13 protein-coding genes are annotated in these 15257 nt (G+C 58.9%); 3 read left to right on the top strand and 10 right to left on the bottom strand.

All coding sequences use genetic code 11. The annotated features are described in order from the left end of the window. The coding region (locus EGI20_RS06085) for a hypothetical protein (protein WP_498630510.1) at nt 1-222 on the top strand (222 nt) is incomplete at its 5' end. A gap of 44 nt (nt 223-266) precedes the next feature. Here EGI20_RS06085 and EGI20_RS06080 read toward each other — a convergent pair. Next, entirely contained in the window at nt 267-1073 is an 807-nt protein-coding gene (locus EGI20_RS06080; RefSeq protein ID WP_498630508.1) for an MIP/aquaporin family protein, read from the bottom strand. 35 nt (nt 1074-1108) lie between these two features. Further along, nucleotides 1109-2860, bottom strand: coding sequence for a solute:sodium symporter family transporter (locus tag EGI20_RS06075; protein WP_498630507.1), 1752 nt, complete (start codon nt 2858-2860; stop codon nt 1109-1111). A 462-nt stretch (nt 2861-3322) separates the two neighbouring features. Between EGI20_RS06075 and EGI20_RS06070 the strand changes: the two genes are divergently transcribed. Continuing rightward, nucleotides 3323-4744: a glycoside-pentoside-hexuronide (GPH):cation symporter gene (locus EGI20_RS06070; RefSeq protein WP_498630505.1), complete on the top strand. Its 1422-nt coding sequence runs from the start codon at nt 3323-3325 to the stop codon at nt 4742-4744. A gap of 113 nt (nt 4745-4857) precedes the next feature. Then, the gene (locus tag EGI20_RS06065; RefSeq protein WP_498630504.1) at nt 4858-5406 is read left to right on the top strand and encodes a GNAT family N-acetyltransferase; all 549 of its coding nucleotides are present in this window, start codon (nt 4858-4860) and stop codon (nt 5404-5406) included. A gap of 31 nt (nt 5407-5437) precedes the next feature. Here EGI20_RS06065 and EGI20_RS06060 read toward each other — a convergent pair whose 3' ends face one another. From EGI20_RS06060 to araD, 8 genes are all read right to left on the bottom strand, one after another. Continuing rightward, nucleotides 5438-6511, bottom strand: a complete 1074-nt coding sequence (locus EGI20_RS06060) for a LacI family DNA-binding transcriptional regulator (RefSeq protein ID WP_498630502.1) — start codon at nt 6509-6511, stop codon at nt 5438-5440. 156 nt (nt 6512-6667) lie between these two features. After that, on the bottom strand, nt 6668-7453 hold the full coding sequence (locus tag EGI20_RS06055; protein WP_498630500.1) for an SDR family NAD(P)-dependent oxidoreductase: 786 nt from the start codon (nt 7451-7453) through the stop codon (nt 6668-6670). Between the two features lie 402 nt (nt 7454-7855). Then, nucleotides 7856-9871 carry an alpha-glucosidase gene (locus EGI20_RS06050; RefSeq protein ID WP_498630498.1) on the bottom strand — a complete coding sequence of 672 codons (2016 nt, stop codon included), beginning with the start codon at nt 9869-9871 and terminating at the stop codon, nt 7856-7858. A gap of 46 nt (nt 9872-9917) precedes the next feature. After that, nucleotides 9918-10781, bottom strand: coding sequence for an NAD(P)-dependent oxidoreductase (locus EGI20_RS06045; protein WP_498630496.1), 864 nt, complete (start codon nt 10779-10781; stop codon nt 9918-9920). A 59-nt stretch (nt 10782-10840) separates the two neighbouring features. Then, nucleotides 10841-11719: an SMP-30/gluconolactonase/LRE family protein gene (locus EGI20_RS06040; RefSeq protein ID WP_498630495.1), complete on the bottom strand. Its 879-nt coding sequence runs from the start codon at nt 11717-11719 to the stop codon at nt 10841-10843. Next, nucleotides 11716-12618 (bottom strand): aldose 1-epimerase, encoded by a 903-nt coding sequence (locus tag EGI20_RS06035; RefSeq protein ID WP_498630493.1) that lies wholly within the window; start codon nt 12616-12618, stop codon nt 11716-11718. Before EGI20_RS06035 ends, EGI20_RS06040 begins: the two co-directional genes overlap by 4 nt. 4 nt (nt 12619-12622) lie before the next feature. Then, entirely contained in the window at nt 12623-13444 is an 822-nt protein-coding gene (locus EGI20_RS06030; RefSeq protein ID WP_498630491.1) for an HpcH/HpaI aldolase family protein, read from the bottom strand. Nucleotides 13445-13458: 14 nt separating this feature from the next. Then, a complete protein-coding gene (araD, locus tag EGI20_RS06025) occupies nt 13459-15195 on the bottom strand; it encodes an L-arabinonate dehydratase (RefSeq protein ID WP_498630489.1) in 1737 nt (578 codons plus the stop codon). Between the last annotated feature and the right edge of the window lie 62 nt (nt 15196-15257).

The raw sequence follows: 15257 nt of genomic DNA, 5'->3' as shown, positions 1-15257 counted from the left end.
TCCCCGTCTGAGGTGATCAGTGGTTGTGCGCTGGGCCTGTGGGTCTCCATCCTGTTTCTGCGTATGCAGGGTAAGAGCGGCCGGCCGCAGCAGACCAGCCTGATTATCGCAGTCTGCCTGCTGGTGGCTGCCGGTGCGCTGCTCGGCCTGCGCGCCCCTTCGCAGGACTTTATCACCCAGCTGGCGCTTTATCTGTCCGGCCGTGCGCCTGCTAGCTGGTAGCGTCGGGAGCTTGGGTTCAATGCGAAATAGGGGGCAAAGCAGGATTAGCGTGGCAGGTGTGGCGAGATCAGCTTCAGGTAGAGCAGGGCACCGATCTGTGCGCCCAGTAGCGGACCCAGTACCGGTACCCACCAGTAATCGCTGGCACGTCCACCGTTGAAAGCGACAGCGTCCCAGCCGGCGAGTGCAATGAATAGCCGCGGACCCAAGTCGCGCGCCGGATTCATCGCAAAGCCGGTCAGGGGGCCGAACGAGGCTCCAATCACGGCAACCAGCAGACCAATCAGCAAGGCACCGGCAAAGCCGCGCGATGGGCCGTTACGCGGGTCGGTCAGCGCCAGAATGCCGGTCATCAGGATCGCGGTAATAACGGTCTCAACCAGCAGGGCTTGCACATTGCCAAGACTGGCATGGGCGAAGGTGGTGAAGATGGCGGCACTGGCCACGCTTTGCGGTGTGCCGCGGATAATCCCGTGTGTACTTTCCCAGCCGGCCAGCAATGGTGCATAGAGAGCCAGAACAAGGGCTGCCGCGCAGAAGGCTCCCGCACACTGTGCGAAGATGTAGGGCAGGGCTCGCCGGCGCTCGAAGCCGGCCCATGCCGTCAGCGCCAGTGTTACCGCCGGATTCAGGTGCGCACCGGATACACCCGCGACGACATAGACCGCCAGCGCGACGCCCAGTCCCCAGGTTAGAGAAATTTCCCACTGGCCGAAATTGGCCCCCGACAGTTGCATGCCGGCAACGGCGCCCACTCCAAACAGAATCAGCAGTGCCGTGCCAATAAACTCGGCCAGACAGGCTCCGGCGAGGCTGGGGCCTGCCGCTGGTGTCGGCAGGGTATCCGCCATATGTATCGTTTCCTTTATCGAATATTGCGGCACGATCAGACTGTCTCTATTGCCGGTGCCGGGCTGCGGGCAAGACAGCGCAGATGCCGTACGGCGTATGCCAGGAACAGCAGCCAGAGCGTACCCATCAACATACCGTATGGCAGACCGGGGCCGCCAACAGTGGCAAAGCCCAGTGGCGAGAACGTCAGGTACATTGATATCAGCAGGCAGACGAGTAGCACGCTGGTCAGCTTGGCATAGCGCCATGGGCGCAGGTGTGCCGGCAATTGTTCGCCATCGGCCAGACGGAAGTCGATTGTGCCTGCCCGGCCATGGCGCGGCCAGAACCAGCCACAGCCAGCGAGAATGACTGCATGCAGGGCAAACATCATGCCCATGATGTGGACGAAGTTGAGTCCCAGACGCTTGTCGATATCAAAGCCGATAACCAGGATGCCGTACAGCAGGACATGCAATATCAGAACCAGGCGGGCGCTCCATCCGGGGACGCGTGGCAGGAAGAAGCCGGCCAGCACGATAGCGATAATCGGGATGTTATAGAAGCCGGTGACGCGACGGATAAGCAGGTAAATGCCATCCGGTGCATACAGCATCAAGGGCGCAATCACCATTGATAGCAGGGCAAAGCCGGTGCCGACCCATTTGCCGACACGAACCAGTTCGGCATCGCTTGCCTGAGGGCGGAAGGCACGATGCCAGTCCATGGCGAACAGGGTCGCAGTGCTGTTGACGATGGAGTTGAAGTGGCTGATGACGGTGCCGAAGAAAGCCGCGACAAAGAAGCCGAGCAGCCACCACGGCATCACCAGCTTGATCAGTGCCGGGTAGGCCAGGTCAGGCTTGGCCAGCTTGTCGCCGATCAGATGGAAGGCGATCACGCCCGGCACCAGCATCACCAGCGGCACCAGGATCTTGACAAAGCCGGTCAGCAGCACGCCTTTCTGGCCCTCGGCCAGGTTTTTGGCGGCCAGTGTGCGCTGGATGGTCGCCTGGTTGGTACACCAGTAGAACAGGTTGGCGAAGATCATGCCGGTAAACAGGGTGCCGAACGGAATGCGGCTGGTTTCGTCGCCGACTGCATTGAGCTTTTCGGGCTGGTTGACCACCAGATGGTCGATGCCGGCGGCCAGCGAGCCGTCGCCCAGTGCGATCAGGCCGAGGATGGGGACTGACAGGCTGGCAATCAGCAGCACCACACCGTTGATGGTGTCGGAGATAGCGACCGCACGTAGCCCGCCCAGCACGGCATAAGCCGCACCGACTCCACCCATGACCCATACCAGAATCCAGATCATGGTTTCGTGGCCCAGACCAAGTGCGGCATGGATGCCGAATACTTCATCCAGCGACAGGGCGCCCAGATACAGGGCAACCGGATTGGCCACCAGCGTGTAGCCGATGATGAACATCGCACTGACGATGCGCCGGGTGGTGACGTCGTAACGGGTTTCCAGATACTCGGGCAGTGTGGTGAAACCGCCCTTTAGGTAACGGGGAAGAAAGAACATGGCCAGCATGATGGTGGCGAGTGCCGCCGTGCTTTCCCATGCCATCGAACTGAGGTTGTCGGCGTAGGACTGGCCGTTCAGGCCGACCAGTTGTTCGGCCGACAAGTTAGTCAGCAGCATCGATCCGCAGATAAACCAGCCGGTCAAACCGCGGCCTGCCATAAAGTAGCCGGCAGCACCGCTGTCGTGAGCCCGGGACGTCAGTCGTGAGGATATCCAGGCCACGCCAAGAGTGAACAGTAGAAAGGTTACTAAGGCAAATATGGATTCTGTCATACGGGTCCCCGTAAAAATCGATCTATCCAGTAAGGTTCGTAGCGCAATGATATAGATGGGTCTTTATGCTGTCGATTGAATATAAAAAAAACGCGCGCTCGCTTGTTTTTTATCAAGTAACTTTTAGATTGATGAAAACGGGCAAGACGTTTTATCGCAAGTAAATTTGTTTTTTTTTATTTTATGCACACAAGATGTTGATTATTAGCATAATCAATCTGTTTTTACGTGAATTTTTAAGACTCTCTATACAAGTCATCCCCAGCGACTTTTCCTGATCTTGATCAAAAAAATGCCTATTGCTGCTTGCCTGTCATTAATCGTAACGCTACGATTTGCTCGTCAAAAGCGTGGCTGGCAATTAAGATGACCACGTTGCAACCAAGCCACATAGATAATCTCAACAATACCAATCAGGAGTGCGAAGCAAATGTTTATGCCGAGCCGCCTATGGAGAACAGCATGACCACCCATGCAGCAACGCTGGATAACAGCGTGACCGCCCCTGCCGCGCCGGCAACAGGTGAACAGCGCCTGCCGGGCAAAGAAAAATTTGCCTACGGTGTCGGTGACTTCGGATACAACTTTATCCTGGACATCACCACCCTTTATCTGCTCAAGTTCCTGACCGATGTGGCCGGTGTACCGGCAGCATGGGCCGGTGTAATTTTCCTGGTCGCCAAGGTCTTTACCGGTTTTACCGATCTGGGCACCGGCATGCTGCTTGATGCCCGCCACAAGTTCGGGCCACGCGGCAAGTTCCGCCCGTTCCTGTTGTGGACGACCATTCCGCTCTTTATCCTGAACTGCCTGTTGTTCTGGAACTTCGAGGCACTGGGCGTCACGGCCAAGACCGTACTGTTCATTGCCTGCTTTATGGGTTTTGGCCTGTTCTTCAGCTTGGGCAATGCCACTTATGGCGCCATGGTGCCGGCGATGACGACTAATTCGCAGGACCGTGCCGAACTGGCCGCCTGGCGTCAGGGCGGGGCCAACACCGGCCTGCTGCTGTGTACGGTCGGCTTTATGCCCATCGTGCTGATGTTCGATACCCAGGCGACTGGCTATATCGTGGCCGCCATGATTTATACCGGTATCGGCTGTCTGGCTGCGATCTACTGCTACGCCAATGTCAAAGAAAACCATCTGGTCGAGCCGCCCAAGCCGGTTGCGGGCAAGAACCACACCAAAGAGGGCATTCGTGCCGTCATGCAGAACAAGCCGCTGCTGGTGCTGGCAATCGCCAACCTGCTGACGCTGTCTGCATTCAACGTCAAGCTGTCGGTACAGGTGTTCTACGCACAGTACGTACTGGGTGACGTCTCCATGGTGTCGTACATGTCCTTTGTCTCCATGGGCTGTATCTACATCGGTGTATTGATGGTGCCGGCAATGGTTCGCCGCTTCGGCAAGAAGGCGGTTTACCTGACCGGTCTGGCGCTGTGGGCTGCCGGTGATATCTTCAACCTGTTCTTTGGCGGCAGCGTAATGAGCTATGTGGTGTTCACTTCGCTGGCCTTCTTCGGTTCTGCGTTCGTGAACAGCCTGAACTGGGCGTTCGTGTCCGATTGTGTTGAATACGGCGAGTGGAAAACCAATGTACGTACCGAAGGTCTGGTGTACTGCGGCATGACCTTCTTCCGCAAGTGCTCGCAGGCGATTGCCGGCTTTATTCCGGGTTTCGCGCTGGCCATGGTGGGTTACATGCCTAACGTCGAGCAAAGTGCCGAAGCTAAGGCGGGCATTACCGGCCTGATCTTCATCTACCCGGCTTCGCTGGCAATCGTGACGGCGCTGGTGATTGGCTTCTTCTTCACCCTGAACGAGAATTTCTATAAGAAGATCATTGCCGATCTGGCATCGCGCCGCGCTGCGAAGGCTTGATGATTTGAGAGGTTGGTGTGCCCGATGTGCCAACCTTTGGTATCCCGCGGGATAGCTAAGTTAAACCCAGCCCTGCCACTTTTATCTGGCAGGGCTTTTTATGGAGACGCACGATGGGCAATATCAAATTCAGAGAGGCGGTACTGACTGACGCCCGGACATTGGCCGAAATGCACTTGGCTAGCTGGCGTCATTGTTACGGCCATTTGCTTTGCAAGCAGTGGCTGGATAGCCCTTCAGCGCTGGCGGAAAGGATCCAGTACTGGGAGAAGGACTTGCAGGCGGGCAAGAAGCGGATCGAGCTTGCCATGTGTGGCGACCGGCCGATCGCACTGAGCGAGGCGGATCGTAGTCCGGATGCCAACGGCGAGGTCTTTCTCGACAACCTGCATGTGTTGCCGGGCTGGCAAGGGCAGGGGCTGGGCCAGGCCCTGCTCGCACGGCTGCTGGATACCTTGGGCGGCAAGACGGACACCCGTACACTGGCATTGACTGTCGTGGCTGAAAATCAGCCGGCCCGGGCGTTCTACCGGGCAAAAGGCGGGAATGAAAAAGCTGGAGGCGTACACCAGTATGGTGATGGCAGTGTACTGTCCTTGCTGCGGGTGGAGTGGCGTGATCTGCTTGCGCTACGTGCGCAGTTGGGGCGCTCTGCAGGCTGAAACACATCCGCCACCTATGGGCGGCGGATGATCAGAATAGACGGCTGGTGCCGCGCGGGATGAGGTCAAAGCCGACATCGATAGCCAAATCTTGCCAGTCGTCCTGCGGGTTTTCGCAGCGGGCAATCAGCGCCTTGATCAGTTCGCTGCCAATCTGCTTACGGTGCGGGCGTATGGTCGACAGGGGCGGAATGCAGCTTGCCGCAAAGTCGAGGTCGCCGTAGCCGATCACGGAGAGGCGGTTGGGTACCGAGATTCCACGTCGTTGCGCTTCGAACAGGACCCCCAGTGCGAGGCCGTCGTGGGAGCAGATGACTCCATCGATCGACCTGTCTGCAGCCAGAGCCGCCGCAATGGCCACTCCCGCCGCTTGTACCGTATGCTCTTCTGTAGCCGGAATGTCGATGATTTGCGGGGTGTGCAACCCGGCAGCTTCGACGGCCGCACGGTAGCCTTCGGCACGCATGTTCGCGCGCATATCGCAGTTCAGTCTTACGCCGAGATAGATCACATGCTTGCAGCCGCCGTCGTACAGATGCTGTAGCGCCGCCTTACCGACCGCGCTATTGTCGAAGCCGACCTGCAGCCCGAAAGTCGGCGCACCAAGATCCCACATCTGCCCTACCGGAATATCGGCAGCCTCAAGCATGCCGATAGTCTTGTCCGTATGGTGGCGGCCAGTGAGCACCATCCCTGCCGGTGACCACTCCAAGAAGGTTTTGACCAGCTCTTCTTCACGCAAAGCATCGTAGTCGGAGTTGCCCAATAGCAGGTTGTAGCCAGCTTTCTCGGCAATTTCCTGCATGGGCTCGACGGTGCGGGCGAAGAAATTATTGGAAATAGACGGGATAATGACGGCGATGGTACGGCTCTTGGCTGCGGCCAGGCTACCGGCCATACGGTTGGGAACGTAGTGCAGTCCCTCTATGACCTGCCTGACCTTCTCCCGCAGCTTTTCCGATACTGCATCGGGTTTGCGCAGATAGAGAGACACGGTACTGGGTGAGACATTGGCCTGTTTGGCAACATCCAGCATGGTCGTACGTTGGGTGCCGCGCCGGTTGCGTTGGCGTGGCTTATCTTGAGCGTGATCCACAGTCTTCATTTACGTATTACTGATCATAGTGATGCATTATACCGCTTAAGCTTTAGTGTGCATGCTGCATACGCAGGTATCGGTAGATAGGCCAGATAGGACAATGGCGCGACTAGCGCGCCATTACATGGGTAGGGTGGTATCTGTCAGATACCGGATAACACCTTATTGATGCATCAGCCCTGCATCGACTACGAAATTCTGGCCGGTGCAGCCGCGGCTCTCGTCGGAGGCGAGGAACAGCGCCAGACGCGCGCAGTCGCTGGCATCCAGGCGAAACTTCAGCATCTGCTGGTCGATGAATTGCTGGTTGGCCTGCTCGAAGCCTTCCGGGTTATTGGCCCACATCGCATCCTGGCGTGCCGTGCGGATTGCGCCCGGTACCAGCGAATTTACGCGGATGCCCTTCACGCCCAGCTCGCGCGCCATGGTGCGGGTCATGCCGTTGATGGCTGCTTTCGGCGTCGTGTAGCACACCATGCCCGGACGGCCGCGCATCCAGGAAATCGAGCCCATATTAATGATGACGCCGCCGCCATTCTTTTCCATGATCGGTACGACAGCCTGGGCAGCGAAGAACTGGTGACGCAGGTTGGTGTTAAAGCGCTCATCCCAGTATTCCGGGGTCACGTCCATCATGTCGTGGCGGTCATCGCGTGCGGCATTGTTGAACAGTGCATCGATGCGGCCCCATTTGGCCTCTACATTCTTGATGCAGGTGCGCAACAGTTCGATATCGCGTACATCGCAGAACTGGAAGTAGACATTCTCGGTATTGAGCGAGGCGACCAGTTGTTCAGCCGTCTCGCGGTCAAAGTCGATGAAGGCGACTTTGGCGCCCTGCTGCAGGAAAGCCTCGACGTAGGCCGCACCAATGCCGGAAGCTGCACCCGAGATAAAGATTACCTTGTCCTTGAGCGAAGAGTACAGGGCCGTTTCGTAGGTTTTCATGTAAGTCTCCCGGCGGAAGCATACTTCCGCAATATGTGATTAATCGCTGATTATAATAGCGCTACGAATATAGCTTATCAACCTATATGGCACTAATATTGATAATTATAAGAAATATTTTCGCAGCGCTATTGTAAAGGTCTGCAACGGCTGCCAAATGCGGTGTATATGGCTGGCAAGGTGTAGTTGGTAGCGGAGGCGGCTAGCTCCTGACTTGGCTTTGGGTAGCGCATTTTGCGGCTTGTTTGGCGAGGCAAGGTTTGTCCGGTTGTGGCACCGTCTGGCAAGCTGCCAGGCCGCAGAAACGGCCTTCCAGAAAAAACAAAACCCCCATAAAAACTGGGGGTTTTCTGCGCATCGGAAGTGCCCGGCAGGACACCCCCGATGCTTGGAGTCGACAGCTTACTGCTGTGCAATCCCGGCAAACAGTTCTTGCCAAGTGCTATCGGCACGGTAGAACACGGGTGGCTGGCCAACCGGAGCCGGCAGCGTGATTTTCTGGCCACCAGTGATTTTCTGGCCGCTCCAGACGTGCACCCAGTCGGTACCTGCCGGCAGGTAGGTCGTCCACTCGGTAGCGCCTTGTTTGTGTACCGGCGCAACCAGCAGATCCGCACCGTACAGGTATTGTTCCTGGTTGGTGTAGGTTTCCGGGTCATGTTCGAAGTGCAGCATCATGGCGCGCTGGACTGGATAACCCTTGGTCGATGCTTCTTCCACCAGCGACTTCAGGTATGGCGCCAAGTGGGTATAGATGCGGGTCATGCGGGCAAAGTGTGCCAGCGTTGCACCATCCTGGTCGAACTGGAAGTTCTCCCCTGGACGGTTGCCTTCGTGGGTACGCATTACCGGCGTGAATGCAGCCATTTCTACCCAGCGGTCAAACAGTTCCTTGCTGCGACGGTTGTCGAACAGCGAGGTGTAACCGCCGATATCGCTATGGTGGTAGGCGTTACCCAGCATGCCGGAGGACAGGGCGCCGGAGATAACGGTCACGAGGCCATCGTGGCGGCTCCAGTCCACGCTCTGGTCGCCTGCCCACAGCAGCGGGCAGTAACGCTGTACACCGGTGTAGCCGGCGCGCATGAAGAACAGTGCATCACCGGTCTGGCCGTTGGCTTCAACGGCTTCGGCGTTACACTTGGCCCACAGGGTTGGCCAGGCGTTATGCATCAGCTTGGCATCTACACCGTTAGACAGGTAGACATTCTCGGTCGGCAGGTATTCGCCGAAGTCGGCCATCCAGCCCTTGATGCCCATATCGAGCATGTTTTCACGCAGTACGACATCCTGGAACCACTTGGAGGCGTCCGGGTTGGTGAAGTCGACGATACCGCAGTCGAATTCGCCGAAGTCAACCAGTGCGACGTTACCGTCTTTGTCCAGAGCCAGATAGCCTTTTTCCTTGGCAACCGGGAACAACTGGCCGTCGTTGCACAAGTAAGGATTCACGTAGCCGAGGAATTCGATACCGCGGTCGTTGAGCTCCTTGATCTTGGCCGGCAGGTTAGGGTAACGGTCCTGATGGTGTTTCCAGTCCCAGTCCCAGAACAGGCGGGCGCCGAACGAGGTGACGCGCAGACCGCACCAGTCTTCGCTCCATACGCCGGATACCTTGATGCCGTGGTTCAGTGCATTTTCCATGCGGCTGAAGGTATTCACTTCGCCGCCTTTGAGGCCGAGGATGGCACCGTTGTAAACCCACTCTGGCAGCTTGGGCTGGCGGCCGAACTGGGCAGACAGCTTTTCAATCAGATCAAGATAGCGTGCGCCGGTCTTGATTTGCAGTTCGGCCGGAATCGCCCAAACCTGCAGCTCGTGGAAAGCTTCGTGGCGGAAATCGAAATCGGCATAGGCCGTGGTCTCGATGTGCGCGGAGTACTTGCGTGACGATACAAAAGTCGGTTGCGGGTAGTTGGTGTGGTAGTAGTCGCCACCGGCCTTGCCCATTACATCGGCTTTCCAGGTGATTTCGGTGGTCTTGTCACGGCCAACGCCAGGCTCGGAGGTCCACAGCGGGTAGTGGCGACCGCGCAGGTCGAAGTAGGACATCTGTTCGCCGCAGCCCCAGATGTTTTCCTTCTTCTCGGCCGGCAGGCGGATCCAGCAGCGGTTCAGTTCAGCATCGTGTGCTTCGAAGGTGAATTTGAAATCATCGCCATCGATATGCAGGGTCGCGGTCAGCAGTACGGGCTGGCCTTCGGCAGCGGACAGATGGATCTGCGGGCCTTCGATACGGGCAAGGGTCAGGGCGATACGCGACTCGAGGTAATCTTCGATCTCGAAGTTGCCGCGGTAGATTTCCATCTTTTCCTGGCCTGCGCCAACAAAGAAGGCAGGGGCCGCTGCAGTGTGGCTAAACAGCAGCGCGTCGTTGTGGCGGATTTCAAAGCCGCCATCAATGGTGATCAGTTGCATTTTCAAACCTTAAATGAAAAGGGCCGCCAGGCAGCCCGAATGGGAATTAGTGCGCGCGCAGTTTGACGGCCTTGATGGAGGCGCAGAAATCTTCGCGCCCCATGCTGTTCTCAATGGCGAAGTTGTAGACGCTCTGGCAGTTGAATACGCCCGGCAGCTTCAGGCCCTTAGGCTCGGCCATGCGGACCATGCAGTCGATGTCCTTGCCCATGTTTTCCAGCGAGAAGGCGGTGGTGTAATCCTCGGCCTTCAGCGCATTCAGTTTGCTGGTCAGGTAGAAGTTGCTGGCGCCGCCATAGGACACGGCCGTCGCGAAGTCTGCAGTGGAGATGCCAAACTCGTGGGCAACGGTCAGCATTTCGTTGACACCGTTCTGGATCTCGGCAACCAACACATTGTGTGCCAGCTTCATCACCAGGCCGCGGCCGTTGTCACCCAGATGGATGATGTTGTTGCCCATGCAGGCGAGGATGGGCTGGACCTGCTCGAAGCTGGCTTTATCGCCTCCTACATAGATACCCAGCGTGCCTTCCTTGGCGGCCGGTACGCTCTTGACCACCGGTGCGTCAAGCATGATGGCGCCGGTCTTGGCAGCCTGTGCGGACAGTTCGACCGAAACCGCCACGTCGATGGTCGACATGTCGATCAGGATCTGGCCTGCACGGGCAACCGGCAGCAGTTCGCGGTATACCGCTTGTACATGCTCGGATTTCGGCACCATCGAGATCACCACATCGCAGGTCTCGCCTACTTCGCGGATGGAGGCGGCGGCAGTCGCACCGGCAGCGGTCAGGATGGCAACCTTGGCCGGGTCAAGGTCGAATACGGATACAGGGTGGCCGGATTTTTTTACCAGGTTGAGGCTCATCGCCTCGCCCATCAGTCCCAGACCGATAAAACCTATTTTCATTTGTTTGCTCCTCTAAATTAAATTCGGTGCGGTGGCGCTTCGGGCGCCACCTGAATCCATCAACCGCGGTACAGCGGCTCAGGCCGGCCGGCACCGTTCACGCGCACGGCAAATACATTGCCGGATAGCGGGTATTCGGCCAGCTCTTCCGCGCTGCGGTTTTCACGGCTGGAAGTGATGTAAAGCGTCTTGAGATCGGGGCCGCCGAAAGCCACCATGGTCGGCCAGCGTACCGGCAGCTTGATTTCGTCTACCGTCTCGCCGGTTTTCGGGTGGATGCGCAGCACGCGGCCGCCATCGAACATCGCGGTCCAGTAATAGCCTTCGCTGTCGAAAGCCGCGCCATCCGGACGGCCGCCGTTGCCGCGCTCGAATTCGCGCAATACTTCGCGCTCGCCGATGTTGCCGTCGGCGTCGACCGGGTAGCGGTACAGCACATGGTTGGGCGTGTCGGTGTGGAACATCCACTTGCCATCCGGGCTGAAGCCCAGACCGTTGGAGACCAGCACATCGCCGGCCATCACTTCGCATTCGCCCGTGGGCTTGACGCGGACCAGCTTGCCGCCCTTGTGATCACGCGGCTCCCAGATGGTGCCGGCCCAGAAGTTGCCGAAGAGGTCGACATGGCCGTCGTTGAAGCGGCTCTTGCTGTGGTCGGTCGGATTGTCGCCGACCTGCTTTTCGATATTGCCCTCGGCATCGGTCAGGAAGATCCCGTTACGCAGGGCCACGATAAAGCCGCCGTTTTCACGCAGGCCAAAACAGCCGATATGCGCCGGCATGGGGTAGACCCGGTTTTCGCCGGTGGCCGGATCGAAGCGGTTCAGGGCCGGAGCCAGAATGTCGACCCAGTAAAACACTTGCTCGCGTTCGGACCAGATGGCGCACTCGCCCAGATGGGCTTGTGCGTTGAGTACGGATTCAACCTGATAGCTCATGCTGCATTCCTTTCTATAGTCAGGCGCATCGTGACTTCGAGTGTTGCGCCTGCGGCGATTTCCTTGATGCCATGGATGGCAGGGTTGCTCATATTGATGGCATTGTTGGCATGGCTGACCGGCTCGACCGCGAAAAAGTCCGCCGGTGCTGCCGGGGTGAACACCACCAGGTGTCCCAGCTCTTCGCTGGCGCTCATGCGGATGGCCATGTTGCTGCCTGGCCATGCGATGCGTGCTTCGCCGTGCCACATCGCGAAGCAGTTATCCAGACCCGGCTGGCCCAGCGTGCGGGCTTGCCGGTAATTCCATTTTTCCGGTATGGCGTCCATGGAGGCCGGCAGGGCCTGCTCATTCATCATCCATACGCCGTCGGCGCTGAATTCCAGTGTCGCGTCCTGTCCATCCAGCGTGCGCGGGAAGAAGGGATGCCAGCCCAGCCCGACCGGTACTACGGTGTCGGCAAGGTTATGGTAGGCCAGCGTGACGGTCAGGCTGCTGGCGGTCAGGGTGAAGGTCTGTGTCGCATCAAATGCCCAGGGCCAGTCATCGGCACCATCCTGTTCGGGACGGTGCGCCAGGCGCATGACGGCGGAGGCATCCGCGGTCTGCTCCAGCGTCCACTCGCGCTGCCAGCCCAGGCCGTGCAGCGGGTGGGGGTGGTCGCCGAAGTTCAGCCGCAGCGACTGTGTCTTGCCGCCAAAATCGAAGCGGCCGTTGGCGATGCGGTTGGAGTAGGGCACCAGTGGATAGCTGGCCATGCGGCGTACGCTGGCCTCGCCATTCCATTCACGCAGCAGCGGGATGCCGGCCGCGCTGAAACCCGCCAGCCCGCCGCCGAGCGACGGGCACAAGCAGACTTCAAGGTCGCCATTTTTAAGGGTGGTCAGCGCGGGCGTCATGCTCTTAGTACACCCCGCCGGCAGCCTGTTGCTGCTTTTCGCCGCGTACGGCAGCGATCTGCTCTTTGGCACGGGCCAGCAACATGCTCATGTCGGAACCGATGGCAACAAAGTCGTAGCCCAGTTCGATCGCCCAACGCACCATTTCCGGGTTGCCCAGTACGATGCCGCATGGCTTGCCTGCCGCGTGTACCGCATCCACACCGGCTTTGAGCGCGTGACGCACATCTTCATTGGCGATGTTGCCCAGATAGCCCATATTGGCCGACAGGTCGCCCGGGCCGATAAAGACGGCATCCACGCCCTCAACCGCCGCGATGGCAGGAATGTTGGCCAATGCTTCAGGTGTTTCGATCTGCATGATGGTGCAAACCGAATCGTTGGCTGTTTTCAGGTAGTTGGGGATCGCGCCATAGCGGCTGGCGCGGTGCACTGCGGCGCAGCCACGGGTGCCGCCATTGCCATCCAGCGGGTAACGGGTCGATGCGACAGCGCTCTTCGCTTCTTCAGCGTTCTGGATGAACGGGAACATCAGCGTGGTTGCACCGCCGTCCAGCAGGCGCTTGACGATGATAGGGTCGTTCCACGGCAGACGGACCACGATCTGGCCACCGTTAGTTGGCGTACCTTCCAGTGCGCGCATGATGGTGACTGCATCGGCCGAATCGACCGGCACATGTTCCATGTCGAGCACCAGGAAGTCGAAGCCGGCAAAGCCCATGGCCTCGGATACCTGCGCGCTGTGGGTCATCATCCAGGTACCCAGCGGAACCGGCTTGCGTCGTGCCTGCATCCATTCTTTAAATGCGTTATGCGGAAAGTTCATCGTAAGCTCCAGAATTAGAAAATGTCGGGTTCGCGCACGGCGGATGGCGACTGCAGGAAATCGAAGTCGCAGCCTTCGTCGGCCTGGGTCACGTGTTGCTGATACAGCGCGGCGAACGAGCGGGCGTACTGGTGGTGAACCGGCTTGAATCCGGTGCGGCGGCGCTCCAGCTCTTCGTCGTCGACGATCATGTTCAGCGAGCCTGCGGCAATATCCAGTTCGATCAGGTCACCGGTGCGCACCAGTGCCAGCGGGCCGCCGATTGCCGCTTCCGGTGTGACGTGCAGGATGCAGCTGCCGTAGTGGGTGCCGCTCATGCGCGCATCGGTCATGCGCACCATATCGCGCACGCCTTTTTCCAGCAGCTTCTTCGGGATAGGCAGGTTGCCCCATTCCGGCATGCCTGGCGCACCAACCGGACCTGCGTTACGCAGGATCAGCACGGTGTCTTCGGTCACATCCAGATTCGGGTCATCGATGCGGTCGGACAGTTCCTGATGGGTATCAAACACCAGTGCCGGGCCGACATGTTTGCGGAACTTCGGGTTGGCAGCCGAAGACTTCATCACCGCACCACGCGGCGCGAGGTTGCCGCGCAGCACGGCCAGCGTGGCGCCTTTTTCCAGGGCAACAACCGGATTGTCGAGGCCGCGGATGGTTTCGTCGTCGTAGCAGCTGGCATCGGCCAGCAGCTCTTTCAGCGGCTTGCCGGAAACGCCGGCACAGTCGGTGTGCAGGAACTGCTCGATTTTTTTCATCTGTGCCAGCAGGCCGCCGGCAAAGAAGAAGTCTTCCATCAGCTTGTCGCCGGAGGGGAACAGGTTGGCCAGTACCGGCACCTTGGTCGCCATTTCGGCCATATCGTCCAGTGTCAGTGCTACACCGGCGCGGCGGGCCATCGCGATCAGGTGGATCGCGGCGTTGGTCGAGCCACCCAGAGCCATGTAGACGGCGACACCGTTGAGGAAGTGTTCGCGGGTCAGCCACTTGGACGGCTTGCGGTCTTCCCACACCATTTCGACGATGCGGGTGCCGCAGGCGGAAGCCATTTGCGGGTGACGGCTGTCGGCAGCCGGAATGCTGGATGCGCCCGGCAGCATGAAACCGATCGCATCGGCGATCGAGGTCATGGTCGAGGCGGTACCCATGGTGTTGCAGGTGCCGATCGAGCGGGTCATCGCGCCTTCGAGGTCGACCCAGTCATGCTGGGTGATATTGCCCAGGCGCAGCTCGTCCCAGTACTTCTTGGTGTGGGTACCGGCGCCAGTGGTGGTGCCGCGCCATTTGCCGTTCGACATCGGGCCGGCCGGGCAGAACAGCATCGGAATATCCATGCTGATGGCGCCCATCAGCATCGCTGGCGTCGACTTGTCGCAACCGCCCAGCAGCACGGCGCCATCAATCGGATGCGAGCGCAGCAATTCTTCGGTTTCCATCGCCAGGAAATTGCGATACAGCATGGTGGTCGGCTTGACCAGTACCTCGCCTACCGACAGTGCCGGCAGTTCGACCGGATAGCCGCCTGCCGCCCATACCGCGCGCTTCACCGCCTCGGCCCGCTCGCGCAGGTGCGAGTGGCAAGGAGACATATCGCTCCAGGTGTTGATGATGCCGATCACCGGCTTGTTCATGAACTCGTCGCGGCGCATCCCCATTTGCTGGGTACGCTGGCGGTGGGCAAAGGCACGAATGCTGTTGGGCGCATACCAGCGCTGGCTGCGCAGTTCGCTCAGTTCTTTCTTTTCCGACATGCTATGAAGTCCTCGGTATCTGCTTTCGCAGCGTTGCGATGTATTTTTTGATGTCTCAATAA

The organism is Aquitalea sp. S1-19, from assembly GCF_024343515.1.
The sequence above is the reverse complement of the archived record's forward strand: the minus strand, read 5'-3'. Positions and strand labels throughout refer to the sequence as shown.

Coding starts and splice junctions, on each gene's coding strand:
- EGI20_RS06045 (WP_498630496.1), bottom strand. CDS start 10,781: ATGAAAATAGGTTTTATCGGTCTGGGACTGATGGGCGAGGCGATGAGC.
- EGI20_RS06075 (WP_498630507.1), bottom strand. CDS start 2,860: ATGACAGAATCCATATTTGCCTTAGTAACCTTTCTACTGTTCACTCTT.
- EGI20_RS06080 (WP_498630508.1), bottom strand. CDS start 1,073: ATGGCGGATACCCTGCCGACACCAGCGGCAGGCCCCAGCCTCGCCGGA.
- EGI20_RS06065 (WP_498630504.1), top strand. CDS start 4,858: ATGGGCAATATCAAATTCAGAGAGGCGGTACTGACTGACGCCCGGACA.
- EGI20_RS06070 (WP_498630505.1), top strand. CDS start 3,323: ATGACCACCCATGCAGCAACGCTGGATAACAGCGTGACCGCCCCTGCC.
- EGI20_RS06035 (WP_498630493.1), bottom strand. CDS start 12,618: ATGACGCCCGCGCTGACCACCCTTAAAAATGGCGACCTTGAAGTCTGC.
- araD (WP_498630489.1), bottom strand. CDS start 15,195: ATGTCGGAAAAGAAAGAACTGAGCGAACTGCGCAGCCAGCGCTGGTAT.
- EGI20_RS06040 (WP_498630495.1), bottom strand. CDS start 11,719: ATGAGCTATCAGGTTGAATCCGTACTCAACGCACAAGCCCATCTGGGC.
- EGI20_RS06050 (WP_498630498.1), bottom strand. CDS start 9,871: ATGCAACTGATCACCATTGATGGCGGCTTTGAAATCCGCCACAACGAC.
- EGI20_RS06030 (WP_498630491.1), bottom strand. CDS start 13,444: ATGAACTTTCCGCATAACGCATTTAAAGAATGGATGCAGGCACGACGC.
- EGI20_RS06060 (WP_498630502.1), bottom strand. CDS start 6,511: ATGAAGACTGTGGATCACGCTCAAGATAAGCCACGCCAACGCAACCGG.
- EGI20_RS06055 (WP_498630500.1), bottom strand. CDS start 7,453: ATGAAAACCTACGAAACGGCCCTGTACTCTTCGCTCAAGGACAAGGTA.